This window comes from Pseudomonas alcaligenes (assembly GCF_014490745.1).
In the GTDB taxonomy this organism is placed as follows: domain Bacteria; phylum Pseudomonadota; class Gammaproteobacteria; order Pseudomonadales; family Pseudomonadaceae; genus Aquipseudomonas; species Aquipseudomonas alcaligenes_C.
The window spans coordinates 3,210,615-3,230,090 of the sequence record NZ_LZEU01000001.1 but is presented as its reverse complement, the minus strand read 5'-3'; the positions used below and the strand labels follow the sequence as shown (position 1 = coordinate 3,230,090).

The following is a 19,476-nucleotide window of genomic DNA, read 5'->3' as shown; positions in this document are numbered from 1 at the left end:
CTCGGGCGAGCGACCATCTAAGCGCTGTAGTCGTATGTTTCCTGGATTCCCGCGAAGGCGGGAATCCAGGGGTAGGTAGCCGCCAGGTTCAGAGAGTGGGGCGTTTGACCACGTAACACATAACCTGGGCATAGCTTTTTGCCTGGACGCAAGCGCCTTGAGCCCCGGCCGGCGGCTCAGGACGGGCCGCGCTCCTCGTGGTCGTCACTGTTGAACAGGTTTTCCAGCTCGGCGCGGGCCTGGCGTGCAGTCTGTTGTACCGCCGCCTGGTTGTCGTAGACCCGGTGCTGGGCCTCCAGCACTTCCTCGTCGTGGCGCTGGAAGCGGCGCAGGCGGGCCGACGCCTGTTCCTCGCTGAGGCCCAGGCCGCGCAGCACCTGGCGGCTCATCTCCAGGCTGGAGTGGAAGGTCTCGCGCACCGCCAGGGCGTTGAGATCCCACAGCTTGTGCACGTGCTGGCGGTTGCGCGCGCGGGCGATGATCTTTACGTGGGGGTAGAGCTTGCGCACCAGTTCGGCGGTGCGCAGGTTGGTGTCCGGGTCGTCGGTGGCGACGATGAACCACTCTGCCTTGTCCAGCTGCGCGGCGCGCAGGATCTCCGGACGCAGCGGGTCACCGTAGAAGATCGGCATCTGCCCCAGGCTGCGCGACAGTTCCACGGCATCCACCGAGGTGTCGAGGGCGACGAAGGGCACGCGCTGGGCGCGCAGCACCCGGGCGATCACCTGGCCCATGCGGCCCATGCCGGCCAGCACCACCCGCGGGGTGTCGCTGTCCACCGTGTGCAGCTCCGGCGGTACGCTGCGTGCGGCGCTGGGGGCCTGCGTGAACCAGCGGGCGGCGAGCAGCACCAGCAGGGGCGTGAGGGCCATCGACAGGGTGATGGCGATCACCAGCAGGTCGTGCAGCTGGGCATCCAGCAGCTGCTCGTTGCGGGCCATGCGGAACACTACGAAGGCGAACTCGCCGCCGGCCGCCAGCAGTACCGCCAGACGCACCGCGCTGACCCGGGACAGGCCACCGGCCAGGCGCCCGACCAGCAGCAGTACCGGCAGCTTGAGGCCGATCAGCAACAGGGTCAGGCCGAGCACCAGCAGCGGTTCGTGCCACAGCAGGGCGAGGTTGGCGGCCATGCCGACGCTGATGAAGAACAGCCCCAGCAGCAGGCCCTTGAACGGCTCGATCTGCGACTCCAGCTCGTGGCGGTATTCCGAGTCGGCCAGCAGCATGCCGGCGAGAAAGGCGCCCAGGGCCATGGACACCCCGGCCAGCTCCATCAGCCAGGCGGTGCCGATCACCACCAGCAGGGCAGTGGCGGTGGAGACCTCATGGCTGCCGGTGCGGGCCACGATGCGAAACACCGGGCGCAGTAGATAGCGGCCGCCGAGCACCACCAGGGCGATGCTGCCGAATACCTCCAGCAGCCCGCGCAGCTCGTTGCCCGGCAACGGATGCGGGTTGGCGTCGCCGAGCATCGGTACCAGGGCGATCAGCGGGATGGCGGCGATGTCCTGAAACAGCAGGATGGCGAAGGCCATGCGCCCGTGCGGGCTGGTCAGCTCCTTGCGCTCGGCCAGCAGCTGCAGGCCGAAGGCGGTGGACGACAGCGCCAGGCCGAGGCCGAGCACCAGGGCCACCGGCAGTGGCTGGTGGAAACCGAACAGGGCGACGGTGCCGATCACCAGGGCGGTCAGCAGCACCTGGGCCAGACCGACGCCGAACACCGCCTGGCGCATCACCCACAGGCGCCGGGGCGACAGCTCCAGGCCGATGATGAACAGCAGCAGCACCACGCCCAGCTCGGAGATGTGCGAGACGTTCTCGGGGTCGTCGATCAGGCCGAGTGCCGACGGGCCGATCAGCACCCCGGCGAGCAGGTAGCCGAGTACCGCGCCGAGTTGCAGGCGTCGCGCCAGCGGCACCGCGAGGACGACGGCGCAGAGAAATACCACCGCGCCCTGCAGCAGGCTGCCATCGTGGGGCATGCCGTTCTCCTGTCAAAATGGTGAGGTTATCAGCTCGTGGCCTACCCTGCGTCCAGCCGGCCACCCAGAGCGGGTGCGATGGCCTAGAATGCCGCACCTTTTGCCAGGCTTGCCGCCATGAACACCGATGCCATCGCCACCCTACAACACCACCTGAGCGCCGCCCTGGGTCAGCTGCCTAGCGAGGCGCGGCGGCTGTTCCACGGCCGCGGCCGGCAGTGGCCAGGACTGGAGCAGGTCACCGTCGACTGGCTGCAGGGTGTGCTGCTGGTGGCACTGTTCCGCGAGCCGGAGGCGAATGCGCTGGCCGAGCTGCGGCAGATGCTGCTGGATCTGACCACTACGCCGGCCTGGGCGCAGAGCGGGGCCGGCCATCTGCTGCTGCAGCACCGTTACCTGCCGGACAGCAGCACCGAGTACCTGCTGGGCGAGCCCATCGAGCGCTGGCGCATCAGCGAGAACGGCCTGAGCTATCTGCTCGACCTGGGCCGCAAGCAGAACAACGGCCTGTTCCTCGACATGCGCCTGGGGCGCCAGTGGGTGCAGGAGCAGGCGTCCGGCCAGCGTGTGCTCAACCTGTTCGCCTACACCTGCGGTTTCTCGGTGGCGGCCATTGCCGGCGGCGCCGCCCAGGTGGTCAACCTGGACATGGCCAGCGCGGCGCTCAGCCGCGGGCGCGACAACCACCGGCTGAACGGCCACGATCTGGGGCGGGTGAGCTTTCTCGGTCACGATCTGTTCAAGTCCTGGGGCAAGCTCAAGCGCGGTGGCCCCTACGACCTAGTGATCGTCGATCCGCCGAGCTTCCAGAAGGGCAGCTTCGTGCTCAGCCGCGACTACGCCAAGATCCTGCGCCGCCTGCCCGAGCTGCTCAGCGAACAGGGGCGGGTGCTGGCCTGCATCAACGACCCGGCCATCGGCCCCGACTTTCTTCTCACGGAAATGGCCCGCGAGGCTCCCGGCCTGCGCTTCGAGCGGCGCCTGGACAACCCGCCGGAGTTCGCCGACAGCGACCCGGACAGCGGCCTCAAGGTGCTGCTGTTCAGTCAGGATGCGCCGGCACTTTAGACTTGGTTGACGGCCTCTGTAGGCGGCACCGCAGCCCCGGCTATGAGGCCACAGGCGATAGCCAGGCCGGCCGCTGCCGGTCACGCTGGTAGGTGCTGGAGGCCAGCACCTGGACGACGAAGTCTTCCAGGCGCTGCGGCGACAGGCCGCCGAGTACCTCGCTCTGCAGCAGCACCTGCACCGGCGAGGGGATCTGCCGGGTCAGCGCGGCGATTTCCTCCACGGCGCTGAAACCGCCACGGCCGCCCTGGGTGCAGATCACCGAAACCCGCGTGTGGCTCAGGTCGTGCTGGCTGAGAAAGGCGCGCAGCGGCGCCGATAGGCCCTTCATCCACACCGGGGTGAGCAGCACCACATGGCGGAACGTTTCGAGGGCCGGGCCCTGGTAGCGGTATTGCGGGCGGGTCTTGAAGAAGGCATCGAACATGCAGCGCAGATCGCCCTGCCAGCCGGCACGCGGCTGGGTATCGCTGATCAGGGCCAGTGGCCAGCCGGTGAGCTGGGCCAGCTCGTCGGCCACCAGGCGGGTGTTGCCGGTGCGCGAGTAGCACACCAGGAGGATGTCATTCATCGCGATCTCCATTGCACTGCATTCGGTGCCGGGGCAGGGCCCCGGCGTCTCTTGCAGGCTACGCAATGGCACGCCAAGCACCTTGATCCGCATCAAGGAAGCCGCAGACGCGCGTTCAGTCGTGCAGCAACAGGTCTTCGTCGCTACGGTCTGGCATGCCGGCGGCGGCCAGGTCGACACGCTGATGATGTTCGGCCACGGAAACCGACCAACCCAGTTCGGCGGCAATCCGCCGGCGCAGGCTGTCGGCGGCATCCGGTTCGCCATGCACGATATAGGTGTGTCGCGGAGCGCTGCGGAAGTTGCCGAGCCATTGCAGGATTTCATCGGCGTCGGCATGTGCCGAGAGATTTTCCAGGGCTGCGACTTCGGCGCGAATGGCTACGTCTTCGCCATGGATTCGCACCTTTTCCGCGCCGCCGGCGATCAGTGCGCCTCGTGTGCCGCCAGCCTGGAAGCCCGACAGCAGGATGGTATTGCGCGGGTTGGGGGCCAGGGCCTGAAGGTGGTGAAGAATCCGCCCGCCGGTGGCCATGCCGCTGCCGGCGATGATCACCGCGGGGTTGCGCAGTTCTTCCAGATGCTTGGCTTCATCGACGCTGCGCACGAACTTGGCGACGCGGCACATGCCTTCGCAGTCCGCGCGCGACAGCCGATGCTCGCTGCGAAAGCGCTGGTACAGGGCGGTCACGTCGGTGGCCATCGGGCTGTTCAGGTAGATCGGCAGATCGGGTATCAGGCCGGCCTGTTTCATCTTGTACAGGTGGTACATCAGCAGCTGCGCGCGGCCGACGGCGAACGAAGGCACCATGGTGATGCCTTGGCGCAGGGCCGTGCGCTTGATGATCTCGGCCAGCACTTGTTCGGTAGCCTGGTGGGGGTGTACGCGATTGCCGTAGGTGGACTCCACCAGCAGAAAGTCGGCGTGCTCGACGGGTTCGGGGGCCACCATGATCGGGTCGTTGAGGCGGCCGAGATCACCGGAGCAGACCAGGGTCTGGCCGCCGGCCTGGATCTCCACGCTCGCTGCGCCAAGGATATGGCCGGCGGAGCGCAGCTTCACGTGTATGCCGCCGACCAGTTCGTTGCTGTGATGCAGCGGCAGCGGGTGCAGTTGCTTGAGCGTGCGCTCGGCATCGGCCTCGGTGTAGAGCGGTTTGGCAGGGTGGTGTTTGGAGTAGTTGCGGTGATTGGCGTATTCCGCCTCTTCTTCCTGCAGGCGGCCGCTGTCCAGTAGGAGGATGGCGAGCAGTTCGCACGTTGCCTCGGTGGCGTAGATCGGCCCGCGGTAGCCGGCCCGAACCAGCACCGGCAGGTAGCCGCTGTGGTCGAGGTGGGCATGGGTCAGGACAATCGCATCCAGGCTTTGCGGTTCGATCGGGAAATGATCCCAGTTGCGCAAACGCAGCTGCTTGTAACCCTGGAACAGGCCGCAGTCCACCAGCAGGCGCTTGCCTGCGTGCTCCACCAGGTATTTGCTGCCGGTGACGGTGCCCGCACCGCCGAGAAAGCTCAAACGCATGATTCGCCTCATCGGGTGGTCTGGTTGGCAGCCCCATGTCTGGCGGACGGCCTGGGCCAGTTGATGAGACTGTAGTAGCCGGCTCAGGCCGTTGCCTTGTCCTGGGTCAAGTCCTGCAGTTGCACGCTGGCTGATGCAGATCAATGTGCCGAGAAGGCAGGTGGCCGATGCTTAACTCAGGCTTGCCCCAAGCTGATTGAATCGCGAGGTGCTGGTGATGGACGACAGTATCGATAGCGCAGCCAAGGCGTTGGTTGCCCTGCTGATGGCCGGCTGCGATGCCGCCCTGTCCACGTTGGCGGCTGCCGGTGGGCGAGCGCAGCCGGTCGGGCAATTACTGCTGCAACCGGTGCGCTCGCTGGAACCGTCGACGTCGCGGGATGCGGAGCGGCGTTGAGCGATCTGCCGCAGTTATTGGGCGCCGCTGCCGCCTTGGGCATCGGCCTGCTGGTTGGCCTGGAGCGCGAGCGGCGCAAGGGCGAAGGCAGCGACCGTGATTTCGCTGGCTTGCGCACCTTCGCTGCCACCGCGCTGCTCGGCTATGTCGGGCTGGCGCTCGGCGGCGTGCCGCTGCTAGCGGCGATTGCACTGTGCTTGGTAGTGCTGGTGGCGATTGCCTACTGGCGCTCGACTCGCGCGGATCCCGGGCTGACCACCGAGATCGCCCTGCTGTTGGTGTTGCTGCTGGGCGCGTTGTGCGTCAGCGCTGCTGAGCTGGCGGTTACCCTGGGCGTCGTGCTGAGCCTGCTGCTGACCTACCGCCAGTGGCTGCATCACCTGGTGCGCGAGCAGCTGTCGGAACGCGAGTTTCGCGATGGCCTGATTCTGGCGACCCTGGGGCTGGTGATCCTGCCGCTGATGCCGGATCGCTTCCTCGGCCCGTTCAGCGCATTCAACCCACGAACCCTGTGTTTGCTGGTGCTGCTGATCATGGCGATCGGTGCGGCCGGGCACATTGCCGTACGCCTGCTGGGGCCGCGCTATGGCTTGCCGCTGGCCGGTCTGGCTGGTGGCTTCGTCTCCAGTACGGCCACCGTGGCCAGCATGGGGGCGCGCAGTCGGCAGCAGCCAGGCAGCCTGTACGCCGCTGCGGCAGCGGCCATGCTGTCCAATCTGGCGACCATGATGCAGATGGGCCTGGTGCTGGCGGCCGTCAGCTGGCCGAGTCTGCAGAGCATGTTGCCGTCCCTGGGGCTGGGGGGCGGGCTGATTCTGGCTTACGCCTTGCTGTTATCGGTCAGGGCGAATCAGGCCAAGGCGGCTGGCTCGGCGCTCAGTGGTGACGCCGCGGCCTTCGACCTCAAGGCAGCACTGCTACTGGCGGCTGGTATCGCCCTGATTGGCCTGCTGTCTGCTGCCTTGCTGAGCTGGCTCGGCCAGCAAGGGCTGCTGCTGGCGGTGACCCTGGGCGGCCTGGCGGATGCCCATGCGGCAGCGGCTTCCGCCGCCTCGCTGGTGGCCAGTGGGCAGCTGTCGGCGTCGGCGGCGCAGATCGCGATTCTCGCTGCGCTGACCAGCAACACCTGTTCCAAGTGCGTGGTGGCCTGGGCCAGTGGTGGTACACGTTTCGCCCTGCTGATGCTGCCGGGTCTATTGCTGGTACTGCTGGCGCTCTGGGGTGGGCGCTGGTTCGTGAGTTGAGGTGGCGGGCTTCATTGATATCGGTCAAGTCGGCAGTCGGGAGGGCGCGCATAGTTGATCCCTATTCCACCCGGGGTGTCTGAGGAGAAGATCATGGCGAAAATGAAAGCTGCGGTTTTCGTCGAGAAGAACCGCATTGTGCTGGAAGACAAGCCGATCCCCGACGTCGGCCCGCTGGATGCGCTGCTGCGCATCACCACGACCACCATCTGCGGTACCGATGTGCACATTCTCAAGGGTGAATACCCGGTGGCCAGGGGGCTTACCGTCGGCCACGAACCGGTCGGCGTGATCGAGAAGCTGGGCTCGGCGGTACGCGGTTTCAGCGAGGGCCAGCGGGTGATCGCCGGAGCCATCACCCCGAGCGGCCACAGCAATGCCTGCCTGTGCGGCTGTGCCGCGCAGGACGGGGCGGGTACCCGGCACGGCTTTGCCGCGATCGGTGGCTGGAAATTCGGCAATACCATCGATGGCTGCCAGGCCGAGTACGTGCTGGTGCCGGACGCCATGGCCAACCTCAGTGCGGTGCCCGACAGCCTGTCGGATGAGGAGGTGCTGATGTGCCCGGATATCATGTCCACCGGGTTTGCCGGGGCCGAGAACGGGCAGATCCAGATTGGCGACACCGTGGTGGTCTTTGCCCTTGGCCCGATCGGCCTGTGTGCGGTGGCCGGTGCACGGCTGCGTGGAGCCAGCCGGGTAATCGGTGTCGATACGGTGCCAGAGCGCCTGGCTCTGGCCCGGCAGCTGGGCGCCAGCCACGTGGTTGATTTCCAGGCTGGTGACCCGCTGGAACAGATCATGGCGCTCACCGAGGGGCGCGGCGCAGACGTGGCCATCGAGGCGTTGGGGCGCCAGGCTACCTTCGAGGCGGGGCTGCGGGTACTGCGTCCGGGCGGCACATTGTCGAGCCTGGGCGTGTATTCCAGCGATCTGCGCATTCCGCTGGATGCCTTCGCCGCCGGCCTGGGCGACAAGCGTATCGTCACCACGCTCTGTCCGGGGGGCAAGGAGCGCATGCGTCGATTGATCGAGGTGGTGGCGTCCGGGCGGGTCGACCTCAAGCCACTGGTGACCCACAGGTTCCGCCTGGACGACATCGAACAGGCCTATGAGCTGTTCGCCAACCAGCGCGACGGCGTGATGAAGGTGGCGATCACGCCTTGAGTCGCCGGCCCGGGCATAAAGCAAAACGCCCCGCAGAGCGGGGCGTTAGGGCGGGGCGGCAGGCTTATTCCTTGACCTTGAGATCCAGCGACAGGTCGCGGGCGGCCTTGGTGGCGAGCACGCCCATCAGCTGACCGATCTCGTCCTGGCGGCTGCTAGCGCCGTTCTGCCCGCTGCTGGCCATCATCACCCCGGGTACCGGCGCCTGGGCGGCGGCTTCGGCCCACACCTTGTTGATTGCCACCAGGGCATCGAGCTTGGGCTGCAGGGCGCCGTCCGCCTCGATCACCGCCTTGCGCGCATAGGCTTCGGCGTCAGCGGTGATCTTGGTGGCCTGGGCGGTGATGCTGGCCTTGTCGCGCAGCAGCTCGGCAGTCTGCTTCTCGATCTCGGCACGGCCTTTCTCGCGCTGGGCGTTGATGATCGCCAGCTGTTTTTCGGTCTCGGCCTGGGTGGTGCGCTCGATCTGGTCGCGCAGGGTTTCCTGGCGGCGGGCTTCCACTTCCTTCTCGCCGCGGGCGGTGACCAGCAGCTTCTCTTCCTCTTCCTTCAGGCGGTTCTGCCGGGCCACGGCCAGCTCGGCCAGGGCCTGCTGTACCTTGACCATGCGCTGCTTGTACTGCGGGTTGGGATCGACGTTGGTGATGCGTGCCTCCACCACTTCCACCCCGTATTTGCGGAACTGCTGCTGCTTGCGCACCGGGATGCCCTTGTCGTCGATGACCTTCTCGGTGACGAACTGGCTGGCGTTGTTGTCGCCGAAGCTGCCCTGCTCGGTGCCGGCCTGGAGGATCGCGGTCTGGCTCGGCTGGTGGCCGCGCGGGCCGCGTACTTCCTTGCGCTTGATCAGGTACAGGCCGTCGTTGAGCTGGTTCTCGAACTCGGCGGCGAACTCGCTGCGTGCGCCGGCGTAGAAGTCGTCGGCGCTCATCAGCGAGGCGGTGGCCTGCAGGGTTTCCTTGATCGCCGGCACCAGTGCGGTCTTGATGAAGTTTTCCGGGTTGCGGTACTCCTGGGCGATCTTCAGGAACTGCTCGCCGCCGGGCAGGCGAAAGCGCGCCGAGGACTCGACCTGGGCATCGACGTTGCCGAGGAAGACGATGGGGAAGGCCTCGATGGTGGCGCCGAGCGAGTCGTTGTCGCTGCTTTCATCGATCTCCAGGGCCTCGGTGAGCACCGACTGCACGCTGAGCGCCTTCTTCCACGGGGTAGCGCGGCCGAACCACTTGGTGGCGTAGCCGACGTCGTCGACGATCTTCTCTTCACCGAAGATGGTGCGCACATGGGTGGCGTAGCCGGCCTCGTTGTAGAAGAAGATGCCGTTGAAACCGGCAAAGCCGACGGCGGCCACCAGGGCGGGTACCGCGACATACTTGATAAGGGAGAGTTTGCTGGCCGATCCGTTGGAAATATCCATGGTCTGTCCTTGACTGCGGGAAGAGAGCCCGCATGCTGCGCAGCCGCCGGGTGGGCGTCAAGTGGCCAGGTGCCAGCCTGTGCAGCGGCTCGCAGCGAGGAGTTGAGAACCTGCTTACGATCTCCTGACTCGCGGCCATACCGCGTTAAAAGTGGCCTCAAAATGCTCATTTACACCTCGTAAACTGCGCTTTTTCGGCCACTTTTGCCTTGTCTGGCTCTAATTCAGAAAATCGTAAACAGGTTCTTAGTCCTTGCTGGCGAGGTGCTGCTCGGTCAGCGGGCAGCTGTCGGCATTGAGGTAGCGCGACTGCTCCAGCCATTGCGGCTGCGGGTAGTAGGCAAACACGTAGCTGCCCTGACGCAGGGTGTCGATCAACTGGCCGGCGATGGCCGGGCGCACCGCCGGGCAGCCCTGGCTGCGGCCGAGGCGACCGAGGCCCGGCACCACGCCGGGGTCTGCATAGGCGGCGGCGTGCATGACGATGGCGCGCGCCTCGCTGTTGTCGTTGAAGCCTGGCTCCAGGCCCTGCAGGCGCAGCGAGCGGCCGTGCTTGCCGCTGTAGGTCTGGCCGGTGTGGAACAGGCCGAGCGACGACTGGTAGCTGTTGGGCCGGTTGGAGAAGGCGGTCGGCACGTCGGCGCCGCTGTTCTTGCCATGGGCCACCCACTCCTCGAACAGCAGCTTGTGCGCGGCCAGGTCGAACACCCACAGGCGTTTCTCGCGGGACGGGCGGGAGTAGTCGATCACCGTCAGCAGCCGCTCGCTCTGGCTGCGGCTGGCGCAGTGGTAGGCGGTGAGGGCCAGTTGCAGGGCGGCGGGGTTGGCATTCGGCGCCAGGCGCTGCAGCTCCTGCACGTCGGCCGCCGGGGCAGCCTGGGCCAGGCCGGCGAACAGCAGGGTCGCCAGGGCGCTGGCCAGTCGGTTGAGCATCGGTCGCAATCCTGTAAAGAACGCAGGGTTATCAGCAGGTGCGGCATTGTGATCGAAATTCATACAGTTGCCGATCATTTCGTGACCGGTGGCGGCGCCGTATCGGTATTGATCACCGTCATCTGCCCCGCGCTGCGGGTTTCCCGGGTGGAGCTGAGGTCGGTGATCACCAGGGTGGTACCGATGTCCATGGCATCGTGCAGGCGGCGCAGGAAGTCGCCATCGACGCTGACCTGGCCAAGTTGTTCGAGTGGCGTCTCGCCGCCCTGCGGGTCGCTCAGGGCCACGGCCGACCAGCGCAGCGGCGGTGCCGGGTCGAATTCGGTGGGTGGCGGCTTCTGCAGCAGGGAGAACACTGCCAGGCCGTGGGGCATCTGCACGCCGTTGTCCTGCACCGGCGCCGAGCCAATCAGCTGGCCGGCGCGGAACACATAGACGCGCAGATCGGCGCGGCTGATCAGGATCGACAGCGGGCCCTTGCCGGCCTGGCTGTCGTCCAGATAGGCGCTGCCGGCGGCGGGCGGCTCGCCCTGCGGCTTGCCATCGGCCACTTGCGGCGCCAGCAGGCCCGGGTGGTTGACCTCGGTCGGCGCGCTGTGACTGTCGCTGATGATCACCGTGGTGCTGTCGAAACCGGTGATGGTGTAGAGCGTCTTGGCGAACTCCAGCGGCAGGTGCACGCAGCCATGGGAGCTGGGGTAGCCGGGCAGGCTGCCGGCGTGCAGGGCGACGCCATCCCAGGTCAGGCGCTGCATGTAGGGCATGGCTGCGCTGTTGTAGAGGGTGGAGTGGTGGTTGACGCTTTTCTGCAGGATGGTGAACACCCCGGTGGGCGTATCCTTGCCGGCGCGCCCGGTGCTGACGGTGCTGACGCCGATAAGCAGGCCGTTGCGGTAGACGTAGGCGCGCTGCTCGGTAAGGCTGACCAGCAGGGTGACCGGGCCTTGTGGCGATACCTGCGGGTACCAGAGGAACTGGCCTGGTTTGAGCGCCTGCAGCTGGGCGCGCAGCTCCGGGCCGGCGGGAATTTGCAGCGGCGCGGCGCCGCTCAGGGCAGGCAGCAGAAGCAGGGTCAGCAGCAGTCGGCGCATCGATTCCCCCAGGACGGCACCAAGTGGGTGCCTGAGGGCAGCTTAGTCGAGCAGATAAAGCGCGTGCTAGAGCGGGAAGGGCGCTTGCTGGAAGCCGCTTTCGTCGATCTGCAGGGCCCAGCCCTGCCTGTCCCAGTCGCCAAGGACAATGCGCCGGGCGTCCCGGCCGTCGACCTGCAATTCATGCGTGGCGGGGCGGTGGGTATGGCCGTGGATCAGCGTGCGCACCCCGAACTCGGCCATGATCCGCGGCACTTCGTCCGGGGTCACGTCGATGATCTCGCGGGCTTTCATGCTGGTCTGCGCGCGGCTCTCGCTGCGCAGCTTGCGCGCCAGCTTGTGGCGGGTGGCCAGCGGCAGGTTGCGCAGGATGAACAGGGAGAGCGGGTTGCGCAGCAGGCGGCGCAGCTTCATGTAGCCGACATCCAAGGTGCACAGGCTGTCGCCATGCATCAGCAGCACCGGCTCGCCGCCTAGCTGCACGATGCTCGGGTCTTGCAGCAGGGTGCAACCGGCTTCGCGGCAGAAGGCGCGGCCGATCAGGAAGTCGCGGTTGCCGTGCATCAGGAAGATGCGCGTGCCGCTGTCGCTCAGCTGGCGCAGGGCGGCGGCTATTTCATGCTGGAACGGCGTCATGCCGTCGTCGCCGATCCAGGCTTCGAAGAAGTCGCCGAGGATGTACAGCGCTTCGGCCTGGGGCGCGCGGGTCTGCAGAAAATGCACAAACGCCCGGGTGATGTCCGGGCGTTGCTCTTCCAGGTGCAGATCGGAGATCAGCAGGATCATCGAATTACTCGACGATCTCGGCCTTCTCGATGATCACGTCATCCACCGGTACGTCCTGGTGACCGGACTTCATGGTGGTGGCTACGCCCTTGATCTTGTTGACCACGTCCATGCCCTCGGTGACCTGGCCGAATACGGCATAGCCCCAGCCCTGCATGGTCGGCGCGCTGTGGTCGAGGAAGGTGTTGTCGGAAACGTTGATGAAGAACTGCGCGGAGGCCGAGTGCGGCTCCATGGTGCGGGCCATGGCCACGGTGCCGATCTTGTTGGAAACACCGTTGTTGGCTTCGTTCTTGATGCTGGCGCGGGTGGATTTCTGCTTCATGCCCGGCTCGAAACCGCCGCCCTGGATCATGAAGTTGCTGATCACGCGGTGGAAAACGGTGCCGTCGTAGTGACCACTCTTCACGTATTCCTTGAAGTTGGCCACGGTTTCCGGGGCTTTGTCTTCGAACAGTTCCAGGGTGATTACGCCGTGGTTGGTATGCAGCTTGATCATTGAAGTATTCGCTCTATCGAGAAAATCGAAGGCCTGTCAGGGGGTTGACAGCTTCGGCTATGATACGGGCTTTGATTTGCCCGGCCTACCCTGAGCCGCGCGTCTGCAGAATTAAGGACACCATGAGCAAGCCCGTCGATCCCAAAGCCAGCCCAGCAGCCGCCAACTTCCTGCGTCCGATCGTCCAGGCCGACCTGGACAGCGGCAAGCACGCCAAGATCATCACCCGCTTCCCGCCGGAGCCCAACGGCTACCTGCACATCGGCCACGCCAAGTCGATCTGCCTGAACTTCGGCCTGGCCCAGGAATTCGGCGGCGAGTGCAACCTGCGCTTCGACGACACCAACCCGGCCAAGGAAGACCAGGAATATATCGACGCGATCAAGGCCGATGTCGAGTGGCTGGGCTTTAAGTGGGCCGGCGAGGAGCGCTATGCCTCCAACTACTTCGACCAGCTGCACGCCTGGGCCGTCGAGCTGATCAAGGCCGGCAAGGCCTTCGTCTGCGACCTCAACGCCGAGGAAATGCGCGAATACCGCGGCAGCCTGCACGAGCCGGGCAAGAACAGCCCGTTCCGCGAGCGCTCGGTGGAAGAGAACCTCGACCTGTTCGCCCGCATGAAGGCCGGCGAGTTCGCCGACGGTGCCCGTTCGCTGCGCGCCAAGATCGACATGGCCTCGCCGAACATCAACCTGCGCGACCCGATCCTCTATCGCATCCGCCACGCCCATCACCACCAGACCGGCGACAAGTGGTGCATCTACCCGAGCTACGACTTCACCCATGGTCAGTCGGACGCCATCGAGGGCATCACCCACTCCATCTGCACCCTGGAGTTCGAAGATCACCGCCCGCTGTACGAGTGGTTCCTCGAGCAACTGCCGGTGCCGGCGCAACCGCGCCAGTACGAATTCGCCCGCCTCAACCTGAACTACACCGTCACCAGCAAGCGCAAACTCAAGCAACTGGTCGACGAGAACCACGTTCACGGTTGGGACGACCCGCGCATGTCGACCCTGTCCGGCTACCGCCGCCGCGGCTACACCCCGGCGTCGATCCGCACCTTCTGCGACATGATCGGCGTCAACCGCGCCGGCGGTGTGGTGGATGTCGGCATGCTCGAGTTCGCCATCCGTGACGACCTGGATGCCAACGCCGCGCGTGCCATGTGCGTGCTCAAGCCGCTGAAAGTGGTGATCACCAACTACCCGCAAGGGCAGGTGGAGAACCTTGAACTGCCGCGTCATCCCAAGCAGGACATGGGCGTGCGCGTGCTGCCGTTCAGCCGCGAGATCTACATCGACGCCAGCGACTTCGAAGAAACCCCGCCGGACGGCTTCAAACGCCTGATCCCGGGTGGCGAAGTGCGCTTGCGTGGCAGCTACGTGATTCGCGCCGACGAGGCGATCAAGGATGCCGCCGGCAATGTGGTCGAGCTGCGCTGCTCCTACGACGAGAACACCCTGGGCAAGAACCCCGAGGGCCGTAAGGTCAAGGGCGTGATCCACTGGGTGCCGGCCGCCGAGAGCGTGGAGTGCGAAGTGCGCCTGTACGACCGCCTGTTCCGCTCCGCCAACCCGGAGAAGAGCGAAGAGGGCGGCAGCTTCCTCGACAACATCAACCCGGACTCCTTGGTCGTGCTGCAGGGCTGCCGCGCCGAGCCGTCGCTGGCCCAGGCCGCTGCCGAGGAACGCTTCCAGTTCGAGCGCGAAGGCTACTTCGTCGCCGACCTGAAGGACTCCAAGCCGGGCAAGCCGGTATTCAACCGCACCGTCACCCTGCGCGACTCCTGGGGGCAATAAACGACTGTCAAATTGCTGCGCTCGATCAGGCGGCGTTGAAGCGGGATTCGAAATGCTCATGTACTGCAGTACATTCCGCTTCCTCATCCCGCTTCGCCTTGCCTGATCTTCGCTCGCTGCTTTGAAAGCCGTTTTTGAGGAATAAAGATGCTTTCCATCTACAACACCCTGAGCAAGACCAAGGACGTTTTCCAGCCGCTGGAAGGCAACCAGGTGCGCATGTACGTGTGCGGCATGACCGTGTACGACTTCTGCCACATCGGCCACGCCCGCGTGATGGTGGCGTTCGACGTGGTCACCCGCTGGCTGCGTCAGCGCGGCTATGACGTGACCTACGTGCGCAATATCACCGACATCGACGACAAGATCATCAAGCGCGCCCAGGAGAATGGCGAGCCGTTCGAAGCCCTGGTCGAGCGCATGATCGCCGCCATGCACGAGGACGAGGCGCGCCTGTCCGTGCTGCGCCCGGACATCGAGCCGCGTGCCACCGGGCATATCGCTGGTATGCACCAGATGATCCAGACCCTGATCGACAAGGGCTACGCCTACGCTCCGGGCAACGGCGACGTGTACTACCGCGTCACCAAGTTCGAGGGCTACGGCAAATTGTCCCGCCGCAAGATCGACGAGCTGAAGATCGGCGCGCGCATCGAGGTCGACGAGATCAAGCAGGATCCGCTGGACTTCGTCCTGTGGAAGGGCGCCAAGCCGGGCGAGCCGAGCTGGGAGTCGCCCTGGGGCAAGGGCCGTCCGGGCTGGCACATCGAGTGCTCGGTGATGTCCACCTGCTGCCTGGGCGAGACCTTCGACATCCACGGTGGTGGCCCGGATCTGGTGTTCCCGCACCACGAGAACGAGATCGCGCAGAGCGAGGCGGCCACCGGCAAGCTCTACGCCAACGCCTGGATGCACGCCGGCGCGGTGCGCGTGGACGGCGAGAAGATGTCCAAGAGCCTGGGCAACTTCTTCACCATCCGCGAGGTGCTGGAGAAGTACCACCCGGAAGTGGTGCGCTACCTGCTGGTGTCGAGCCACTACCGCAGCCCGATCAACTACTCCGAAGACAGCCTCAAGGAAGCCAAGGGCGCCCTGGAGCGCTTCTACAACGGCCTCAAAGGCCTGCCGGAAGTGGCAGCTGCCGGTGGCGAAGCCTTCGTCGAGCGCTTCGGCGCGGCGATGGACGACGACTTCAACTCGCCGGAAGCCTGCGCTGTGCTGTTCGAGATGATCCGCGAGGTCAACCGCCTGCGTGAGTCGGATGAACAGGCCGCTGCCGGCCTGGCCGCCCAGCTCAAGCAGCTGGCCGGCGTGCTTGGCGTGCTGCAGCTGGAACCGGAGGCCTTCCTCCAGGCCGGTGCCGCCGGCAAGGTCGACGCCGCCGAAGTGGAAGCGCTGATCGCCGCGCGCCTGCAGGCCCGTGCCGACAAGAACTGGGCCGAGTCCGACCGCATCCGCGACCAGATCACCGCCATGGGTGTGGTGCTGGAAGACGGCAAGGGCGGCACCACCTGGCGCCTGGCCGAGTAAGCTGCTGCTCTGTATGCAAAAGGCCGCCCGAGAGCGGCCTTTTGCATGCCTGCGTATCTAGCGTTTGCCGCTGTACCAGATCACCCGGCTGACGCCACGGGTGACGGCCACATAGGCCAGGCGCAGGCTCTCGTCGCGCATGGCCTGGTCGTAGCTGTTGCGGAACAGACCGCAGTGGGCATACAGCGCGTTGCGCAGTGGATGCGACTCGGGGCTGCCGCCCTCGTCGAGGATGATTGCGACCTCAGCCTGCAGGCCCTTGGCGCGGTGGATACTGTAGGCGCGTACCGGCAGGCTCGGCTCCAGCTGGGCCTGCACCTGCACCTGCTTCAGCGCGTCGTTGCGCCGACCCAGCAGCAGCACCGGATTGCGCTCGCGGCTGCCGCGCTGGGCAACATGCGCGCACTGTGCGGCAATTTCCTGCAGCAGCTCGGGCAGCTGGCGCTTGAGGTCGAAACCCTGGATGCGGCGCACGCCGTGGTCGCCCGGCTGCGTAGCCTTGACCGCCTGGCTGCGCTTGGCCTGCTTGCAGCTAACGTCCGCCAGCAGCGCCTCGGCGTCACGCAGGATAGGTTCGATGCTGCGGAAGTTGGCGGTCAGCATCAGCACCTGGCTCTTGGCCTTGCCGCGGCTGGGGAAATGGCGGTCGAAGTCGAGGAACAGCTCTGGCGAGCTGCCGCGCCAGCCGTAGATCGACTGCCAGTCGTCGCCGATGGCCATCAGGCTGACCCCCTTGCCACGCCCGGCCAGCGCGCGATGCACGGCCTGCAGCCAGTGGACGATCTGCGGCGAGATGTCCTGGAACTCGTCGATCAGCAGATGGCGCAGCGGCTCGATGGCCTCCGCTGGCAGCTCCTCGGCGCTGGCCAGGCGCTCGCCGAGCTGGCGGAAGGCGGCATCGAAGGTGGTGACGCCTTGCGCTTGCAGCAATGCCTGGAAGCGCGCCCAGAAGCTGGCGAGTGCCTGCAGGAACAGGCGTTCGCGCGGCGCGCAGGCCAGTGCGGCGGCATCCAGCCGATCCGGGCGCAGGCCCAGGCTTTCGGCGAAGCAACCCTGTTGGTAGAAGGCTTCGAAGATTGGCGTGGCGCGCAGCTCGCCGGCCAGGCGCAAGCCCTCCTGCGGCGGTTTGCCGATGGTCTCGGGCATGGCCACGCCGAGCAGCTCATGCACCTGCTGGCGGAAGGCGGCATCGCTGGCGTAGAGCTCGTCATGGGCCTGGCGCAGCAGGCGCTGTTGTGCGGGCGGCAGGCGGCCGCCGGCCGGTGCGTCCGGCTCCTCGCCGGCGCCACCGCCGAGCTGCTCGAACCAGGTTGGCGTACCCAGCAGCGCCTTGGCCTGCTGCGCCATGGCCGAGTGGAAGGTACGCACGCACTGGCGCGCCTGCGCCTCGTCGAAGGGCAATTGCCAGAAGGCCAGCAGGCGCAGCAGTTGGCCGCGCAGCTCGGCGCAGGAGGCGTTGGTGAAGGAGATCACCGTAAGGCTGGTGGCGGGAATCTGCAGGTGGCAGAGCATGAACACCACGCGCAGCAGCAGGGTGGTGGACTTGCCCGAGCCAGCACCGGCGAAGATGCGTGCCAGCGGAGCGCGGCAGAGGATCATCGCCCATTGCTCGTCGGAGGGTGCGCCGATCAGCCCGGCCGCCACCGCCTCGGCGACGCGTGCGCGCATGGCGGTGATCTGGCTGTCGTCGACCTTCAGCCGGGCGCTGGAATAGATACCGGTTGGCGCGGGGGATGGGCCGTCGCTGGTCTTCTTGTTGCGCCCGCTGGTTCTGGCCTTGCCTGCCGGGGTGGCTCGTTTGGCGCGGGGTTGCGGCTGGCGCAGCCGGGCCGCCGCTTCACGCTCGGCGCGCAGGTATTCGGTGGTGCGGGGAAAGTAGCGCGCCAGGGCGGCGGAGAACAGCGCCTGGTAGCGTTTGACGGCGGACAGCATGGCAGCTCGGAAAGCAGGTGCGGCCGGCCATCATACGGGCTTTGCCTTGGCAATGGGGCAGCGGATCCGGGCTAAGTCAGGCCGCGCTGGCAGGGTGAGCGGCTTCAGTGGCGGAAGCGACTGACCACCAGCAGCTGCAGTGCGGCCAGGGCCAGCAGGAAGACGATCACTGCCAGCCAGTTGCCTGCAGCCGTGTGGATCAGGGCCACGGCGGTCATGGCCAGGGCCGAGCCGATATTGCCGGCCACCACCAGCAGGGCATTGGCACGGGCCGCCTGGGCGCTGCCGACCAGCTCCTCGGAGAGGGTCAGCAGCAGGGCGTAGCAGGGCAGCTGGCACAGCCCGAGCAGGCTGGCGTACAGCGCCGCCGATGTCTGGCTGCGGGCGTGGAACAGCAGCCAGATGGCGCCGATGACGCCGAGACCGCAGCCGAGCAAGACCCGCTTCTTGCTGCCCAGGCGCTGCGCGAGCGGTTCCACCAGCAGCGAGCCGAACACCCCACCACCGATCAGCAGCACCCCGGCTGCGGCCAGCGCACTGGCGTCCAGACCGTTGCCGGCGAGTATCGGCTCCAGGCACAGGGTCAGGGCATTGAACAGGCCGAAGCCCAGCAGTGCGGCCAGCATTAGCGGCGGCAGGCCGGGTGTGCAGGCCAGGCCCAGCAGGTCGCGATTGCTCGCGCTGGCGGGTACGGCTGCCGGCTTGCCGGCGCTGCCGCTGCACAGCAGCAACAGCAGGCTGGGCGCCAGGGCGGCCAGGGCAAAGCCGCACAGGGTCGCCTGCAGGCCGTAGCTGGCAAATAGCAGCGGTGTCAGCCCCAGGCCGAGGGCGAGACCGGCGAACATGCCGGCGCTGGTCAGGCCGATGGCCTTGCCGCGCTCGGCCTCGTCGAACCATTCGACCGCCAGCTTGGCCGCACCATTGAGGATCAGCGGCTGGGCCAGGGCGATCAGCAGCTGGCCGAGCATCAGCCCGGCATAGCTGTCGATATCCAGGCGCAGGGGTACCGCCAGGGCCATCAGCGCGACGCCGAAGCCGGTGCCGCGGCGAAAGCCGAAGCGGTCGATGAACATGCCGGCTGGCAGCGACAGCAGCACGCAGAAGATCGGGAAGATCAGCACGCTGGCGTTGGCCTGCATCTCGCTTAGGCCGTAGTGCTGCTGGATCTGCCCCAGCAGGGGAATCAGGTTGGTGACTAGGATCTGGTTGGCGCACAGCACCAGGGTGTAGCTGATCGCCACCAGCCAGCGCTTGTGCCGGCTGGCGCCGCGCAGCAGGGGCAGCGTGGCCTGGAGGTTGACGCTCGAATCCGCTGGCGGCCTGCTCATCGTCTCTTCTATTCCTTGTCGCGATGTTTGAGGTGCATGCGCCGGCACCTTGCAGTCGGCGCCGACCCTGCGAAGGTAGCGGGACGACAGCCATCTGCCTAGCCGTCAAGCGTGCCAGGCGCCGCTTGATCTGTGTCAGAAGCCATACAGACTCGACTTGCCGGCCACCCCCAGTTTGGTTAGCGTGCCAGAATTCTGGCCCAG

General features: G+C 66.4%; 16 protein-coding genes. 6 read left to right on the top strand and 10 right to left on the bottom strand.

The features are described from left to right. Window positions 1-176: 176 nt before the first annotated feature. Window positions 177-1,985: a monovalent cation:proton antiporter-2 (CPA2) family protein gene (locus A9179_RS14630; RefSeq protein ID WP_187806948.1), complete on the bottom strand. Its 1,809-nt coding sequence runs from the start codon at window positions 1,983-1,985 to the stop codon at window positions 177-179. Window positions 1,986-2,102: 117 nt separating this feature from the next. Here A9179_RS14630 and A9179_RS14625 point away from each other — a divergent pair, with 117 nt between their 5' ends. Continuing rightward, window positions 2,103-3,053 carry a class I SAM-dependent methyltransferase gene (locus tag A9179_RS14625; protein ID WP_187806947.1) on the top strand — a complete coding sequence of 317 codons (951 nt, stop codon included), beginning with the start codon at window positions 2,103-2,105 and terminating at the stop codon, window positions 3,051-3,053. 40 nt (window positions 3,054-3,093) lie between these two features. On the opposite strand, the gene A9179_RS14620 is transcribed toward A9179_RS14625, so the two are convergent. Together A9179_RS14620 and A9179_RS14615 are read right to left on the bottom strand one after the other, a co-directional pair. Then, window positions 3,094-3,624: a flavodoxin family protein gene (locus A9179_RS14620; RefSeq protein WP_187806946.1), complete on the bottom strand. Its 531-nt coding sequence runs from the start codon at window positions 3,622-3,624 to the stop codon at window positions 3,094-3,096. Window positions 3,625-3,739: 115 nt separating this feature from the next. After that, window positions 3,740-5,146, bottom strand: a complete 1,407-nt coding sequence (locus A9179_RS14615) for an MBL fold metallo-hydrolase RNA specificity domain-containing protein (protein ID WP_187806945.1) — start codon at window positions 5,144-5,146, stop codon at window positions 3,740-3,742. A 217-nt stretch (window positions 5,147-5,363) separates the two neighbouring features. On the opposite strand from A9179_RS14615, the gene A9179_RS14610 reads away from it, so the two are divergent. The 3 genes from A9179_RS14610 to A9179_RS14600 all read left to right on the top strand — a co-directional run bounded on the left by A9179_RS14610 (window position 5,364) and on the right by A9179_RS14600 (window position 7,954). Further along, complete coding sequence (locus A9179_RS14610; protein ID WP_187806944.1) at window positions 5,364-5,543, top strand: hypothetical protein; 180 nt, start codon at window positions 5,364-5,366, stop codon at window positions 5,541-5,543. Further along, on the top strand, window positions 5,540-6,787 hold the full coding sequence (locus A9179_RS14605) for an MgtC/SapB family protein (protein WP_187806943.1): 1,248 nt from the start codon (window positions 5,540-5,542) through the stop codon (window positions 6,785-6,787). Before A9179_RS14610 ends, A9179_RS14605 begins: the two co-directional genes overlap by 4 nt. Before the next feature lie 93 nt (window positions 6,788-6,880). After that, the gene (locus A9179_RS14600) at window positions 6,881-7,954 is read left to right on the top strand and encodes an NAD(P)-dependent alcohol dehydrogenase (RefSeq protein ID WP_187806942.1); all 1,074 of its coding nucleotides are present in this window, start codon (window positions 6,881-6,883) and stop codon (window positions 7,952-7,954) included. Between the two features lie 64 nt (window positions 7,955-8,018). Here the strand turns inward: A9179_RS14600 and A9179_RS14595 are convergent, their stop codons facing one another. The 5 genes from A9179_RS14595 to A9179_RS14575 all read right to left on the bottom strand — a co-directional run bounded on the left by A9179_RS14595 (window position 8,019) and on the right by A9179_RS14575 (window position 12,680). Further along, a complete protein-coding gene (locus tag A9179_RS14595; protein WP_187806941.1) occupies window positions 8,019-9,371 on the bottom strand; it encodes an SPFH domain-containing protein in 1,353 nt (450 codons plus the stop codon). Between the two features lie 246 nt (window positions 9,372-9,617). Beyond that, window positions 9,618-10,304, bottom strand: a complete 687-nt coding sequence (locus tag A9179_RS14590) for a murein L,D-transpeptidase catalytic domain family protein (protein ID WP_187806940.1) — start codon at window positions 10,302-10,304, stop codon at window positions 9,618-9,620. A 74-nt stretch (window positions 10,305-10,378) separates the two neighbouring features. Beyond that, entirely contained in the window at window positions 10,379-11,395 is a 1,017-nt protein-coding gene (locus tag A9179_RS14585; protein WP_187806939.1) for a L,D-transpeptidase, read from the bottom strand. A gap of 66 nt (window positions 11,396-11,461) precedes the next feature. Next, the gene (gene lpxH / locus A9179_RS14580) at window positions 11,462-12,181 is read right to left on the bottom strand and encodes a UDP-2,3-diacylglucosamine diphosphatase (RefSeq protein ID WP_187806938.1); all 720 of its coding nucleotides are present in this window, start codon (window positions 12,179-12,181) and stop codon (window positions 11,462-11,464) included. A gap of 4 nt (window positions 12,182-12,185) precedes the next feature. Beyond that, window positions 12,186-12,680 carry a peptidylprolyl isomerase gene (locus A9179_RS14575; protein WP_187806937.1) on the bottom strand — a complete coding sequence of 165 codons (495 nt, stop codon included), beginning with the start codon at window positions 12,678-12,680 and terminating at the stop codon, window positions 12,186-12,188. A gap of 122 nt (window positions 12,681-12,802) precedes the next feature. Between A9179_RS14575 and A9179_RS14570 the strand changes: the two genes are divergently transcribed. Both A9179_RS14570 and cysS read left to right on the top strand, forming a co-directional pair. Continuing rightward, window positions 12,803-14,482, top strand: a complete 1,680-nt coding sequence (locus tag A9179_RS14570) for a glutamine--tRNA ligase/YqeY domain fusion protein (RefSeq protein WP_187806936.1) — start codon at window positions 12,803-12,805, stop codon at window positions 14,480-14,482. A gap of 147 nt (window positions 14,483-14,629) precedes the next feature. Further along, window positions 14,630-16,012: a cysteine--tRNA ligase gene (gene cysS, locus A9179_RS14565; protein WP_187806935.1), complete on the top strand. Its 1,383-nt coding sequence runs from the start codon at window positions 14,630-14,632 to the stop codon at window positions 16,010-16,012. 57 nt (window positions 16,013-16,069) lie between these two features. On the opposite strand, the gene A9179_RS14560 is transcribed toward cysS, so the two are convergent. Beyond that, complete coding sequence (locus A9179_RS14560; protein WP_187806934.1) at window positions 16,070-17,944, bottom strand: UvrD-helicase domain-containing protein; 1,875 nt, start codon at window positions 17,942-17,944, stop codon at window positions 16,070-16,072. 104 nt (window positions 17,945-18,048) lie between these two features. Continuing rightward, a complete protein-coding gene (locus A9179_RS14555) occupies window positions 18,049-19,272 on the bottom strand; it encodes an MFS transporter (protein WP_187806933.1) in 1,224 nt (407 codons plus the stop codon). Between the last annotated feature and the right edge of the window lie 204 nt (window positions 19,273-19,476).

Coding starts and splice junctions, on each gene's coding strand:
- A9179_RS14620 (WP_187806946.1), bottom strand. CDS start 3,624: ATGAATGACATCCTCCTGGTGTGCTACTCGCGCACCGGCAACACCCGC.
- A9179_RS14600 (WP_187806942.1), top strand. CDS start 6,881: ATGGCGAAAATGAAAGCTGCGGTTTTCGTCGAGAAGAACCGCATTGTG.
- A9179_RS14630 (WP_187806948.1), bottom strand. CDS start 1,985: ATGCCCCACGATGGCAGCCTGCTGCAGGGCGCGGTGGTATTTCTCTGC.
- A9179_RS14575 (WP_187806937.1), bottom strand. CDS start 12,680: ATGATCAAGCTGCATACCAACCACGGCGTAATCACCCTGGAACTGTTC.
- cysS (WP_187806935.1), top strand. CDS start 14,630: ATGCTTTCCATCTACAACACCCTGAGCAAGACCAAGGACGTTTTCCAG.
- A9179_RS14585 (WP_187806939.1), bottom strand. CDS start 11,395: ATGCGCCGACTGCTGCTGACCCTGCTTCTGCTGCCTGCCCTGAGCGGC.
- A9179_RS14570 (WP_187806936.1), top strand. CDS start 12,803: ATGAGCAAGCCCGTCGATCCCAAAGCCAGCCCAGCAGCCGCCAACTTC.
- A9179_RS14560 (WP_187806934.1), bottom strand. CDS start 17,944: ATGCTGTCCGCCGTCAAACGCTACCAGGCGCTGTTCTCCGCCGCCCTG.
- A9179_RS14610 (WP_187806944.1), top strand. CDS start 5,364: ATGGACGACAGTATCGATAGCGCAGCCAAGGCGTTGGTTGCCCTGCTG.
- lpxH (WP_187806938.1), bottom strand. CDS start 12,181: ATGATCCTGCTGATCTCCGATCTGCACCTGGAAGAGCAACGCCCGGAC.
- A9179_RS14590 (WP_187806940.1), bottom strand. CDS start 10,304: ATGCTCAACCGACTGGCCAGCGCCCTGGCGACCCTGCTGTTCGCCGGC.
- A9179_RS14555 (WP_187806933.1), bottom strand. CDS start 19,272: ATGAGCAGGCCGCCAGCGGATTCGAGCGTCAACCTCCAGGCCACGCTG.
- A9179_RS14595 (WP_187806941.1), bottom strand. CDS start 9,371: ATGGATATTTCCAACGGATCGGCCAGCAAACTCTCCCTTATCAAGTAT.
- A9179_RS14625 (WP_187806947.1), top strand. CDS start 2,103: ATGAACACCGATGCCATCGCCACCCTACAACACCACCTGAGCGCCGCC.
- A9179_RS14615 (WP_187806945.1), bottom strand. CDS start 5,146: ATGCGTTTGAGCTTTCTCGGCGGTGCGGGCACCGTCACCGGCAGCAAA.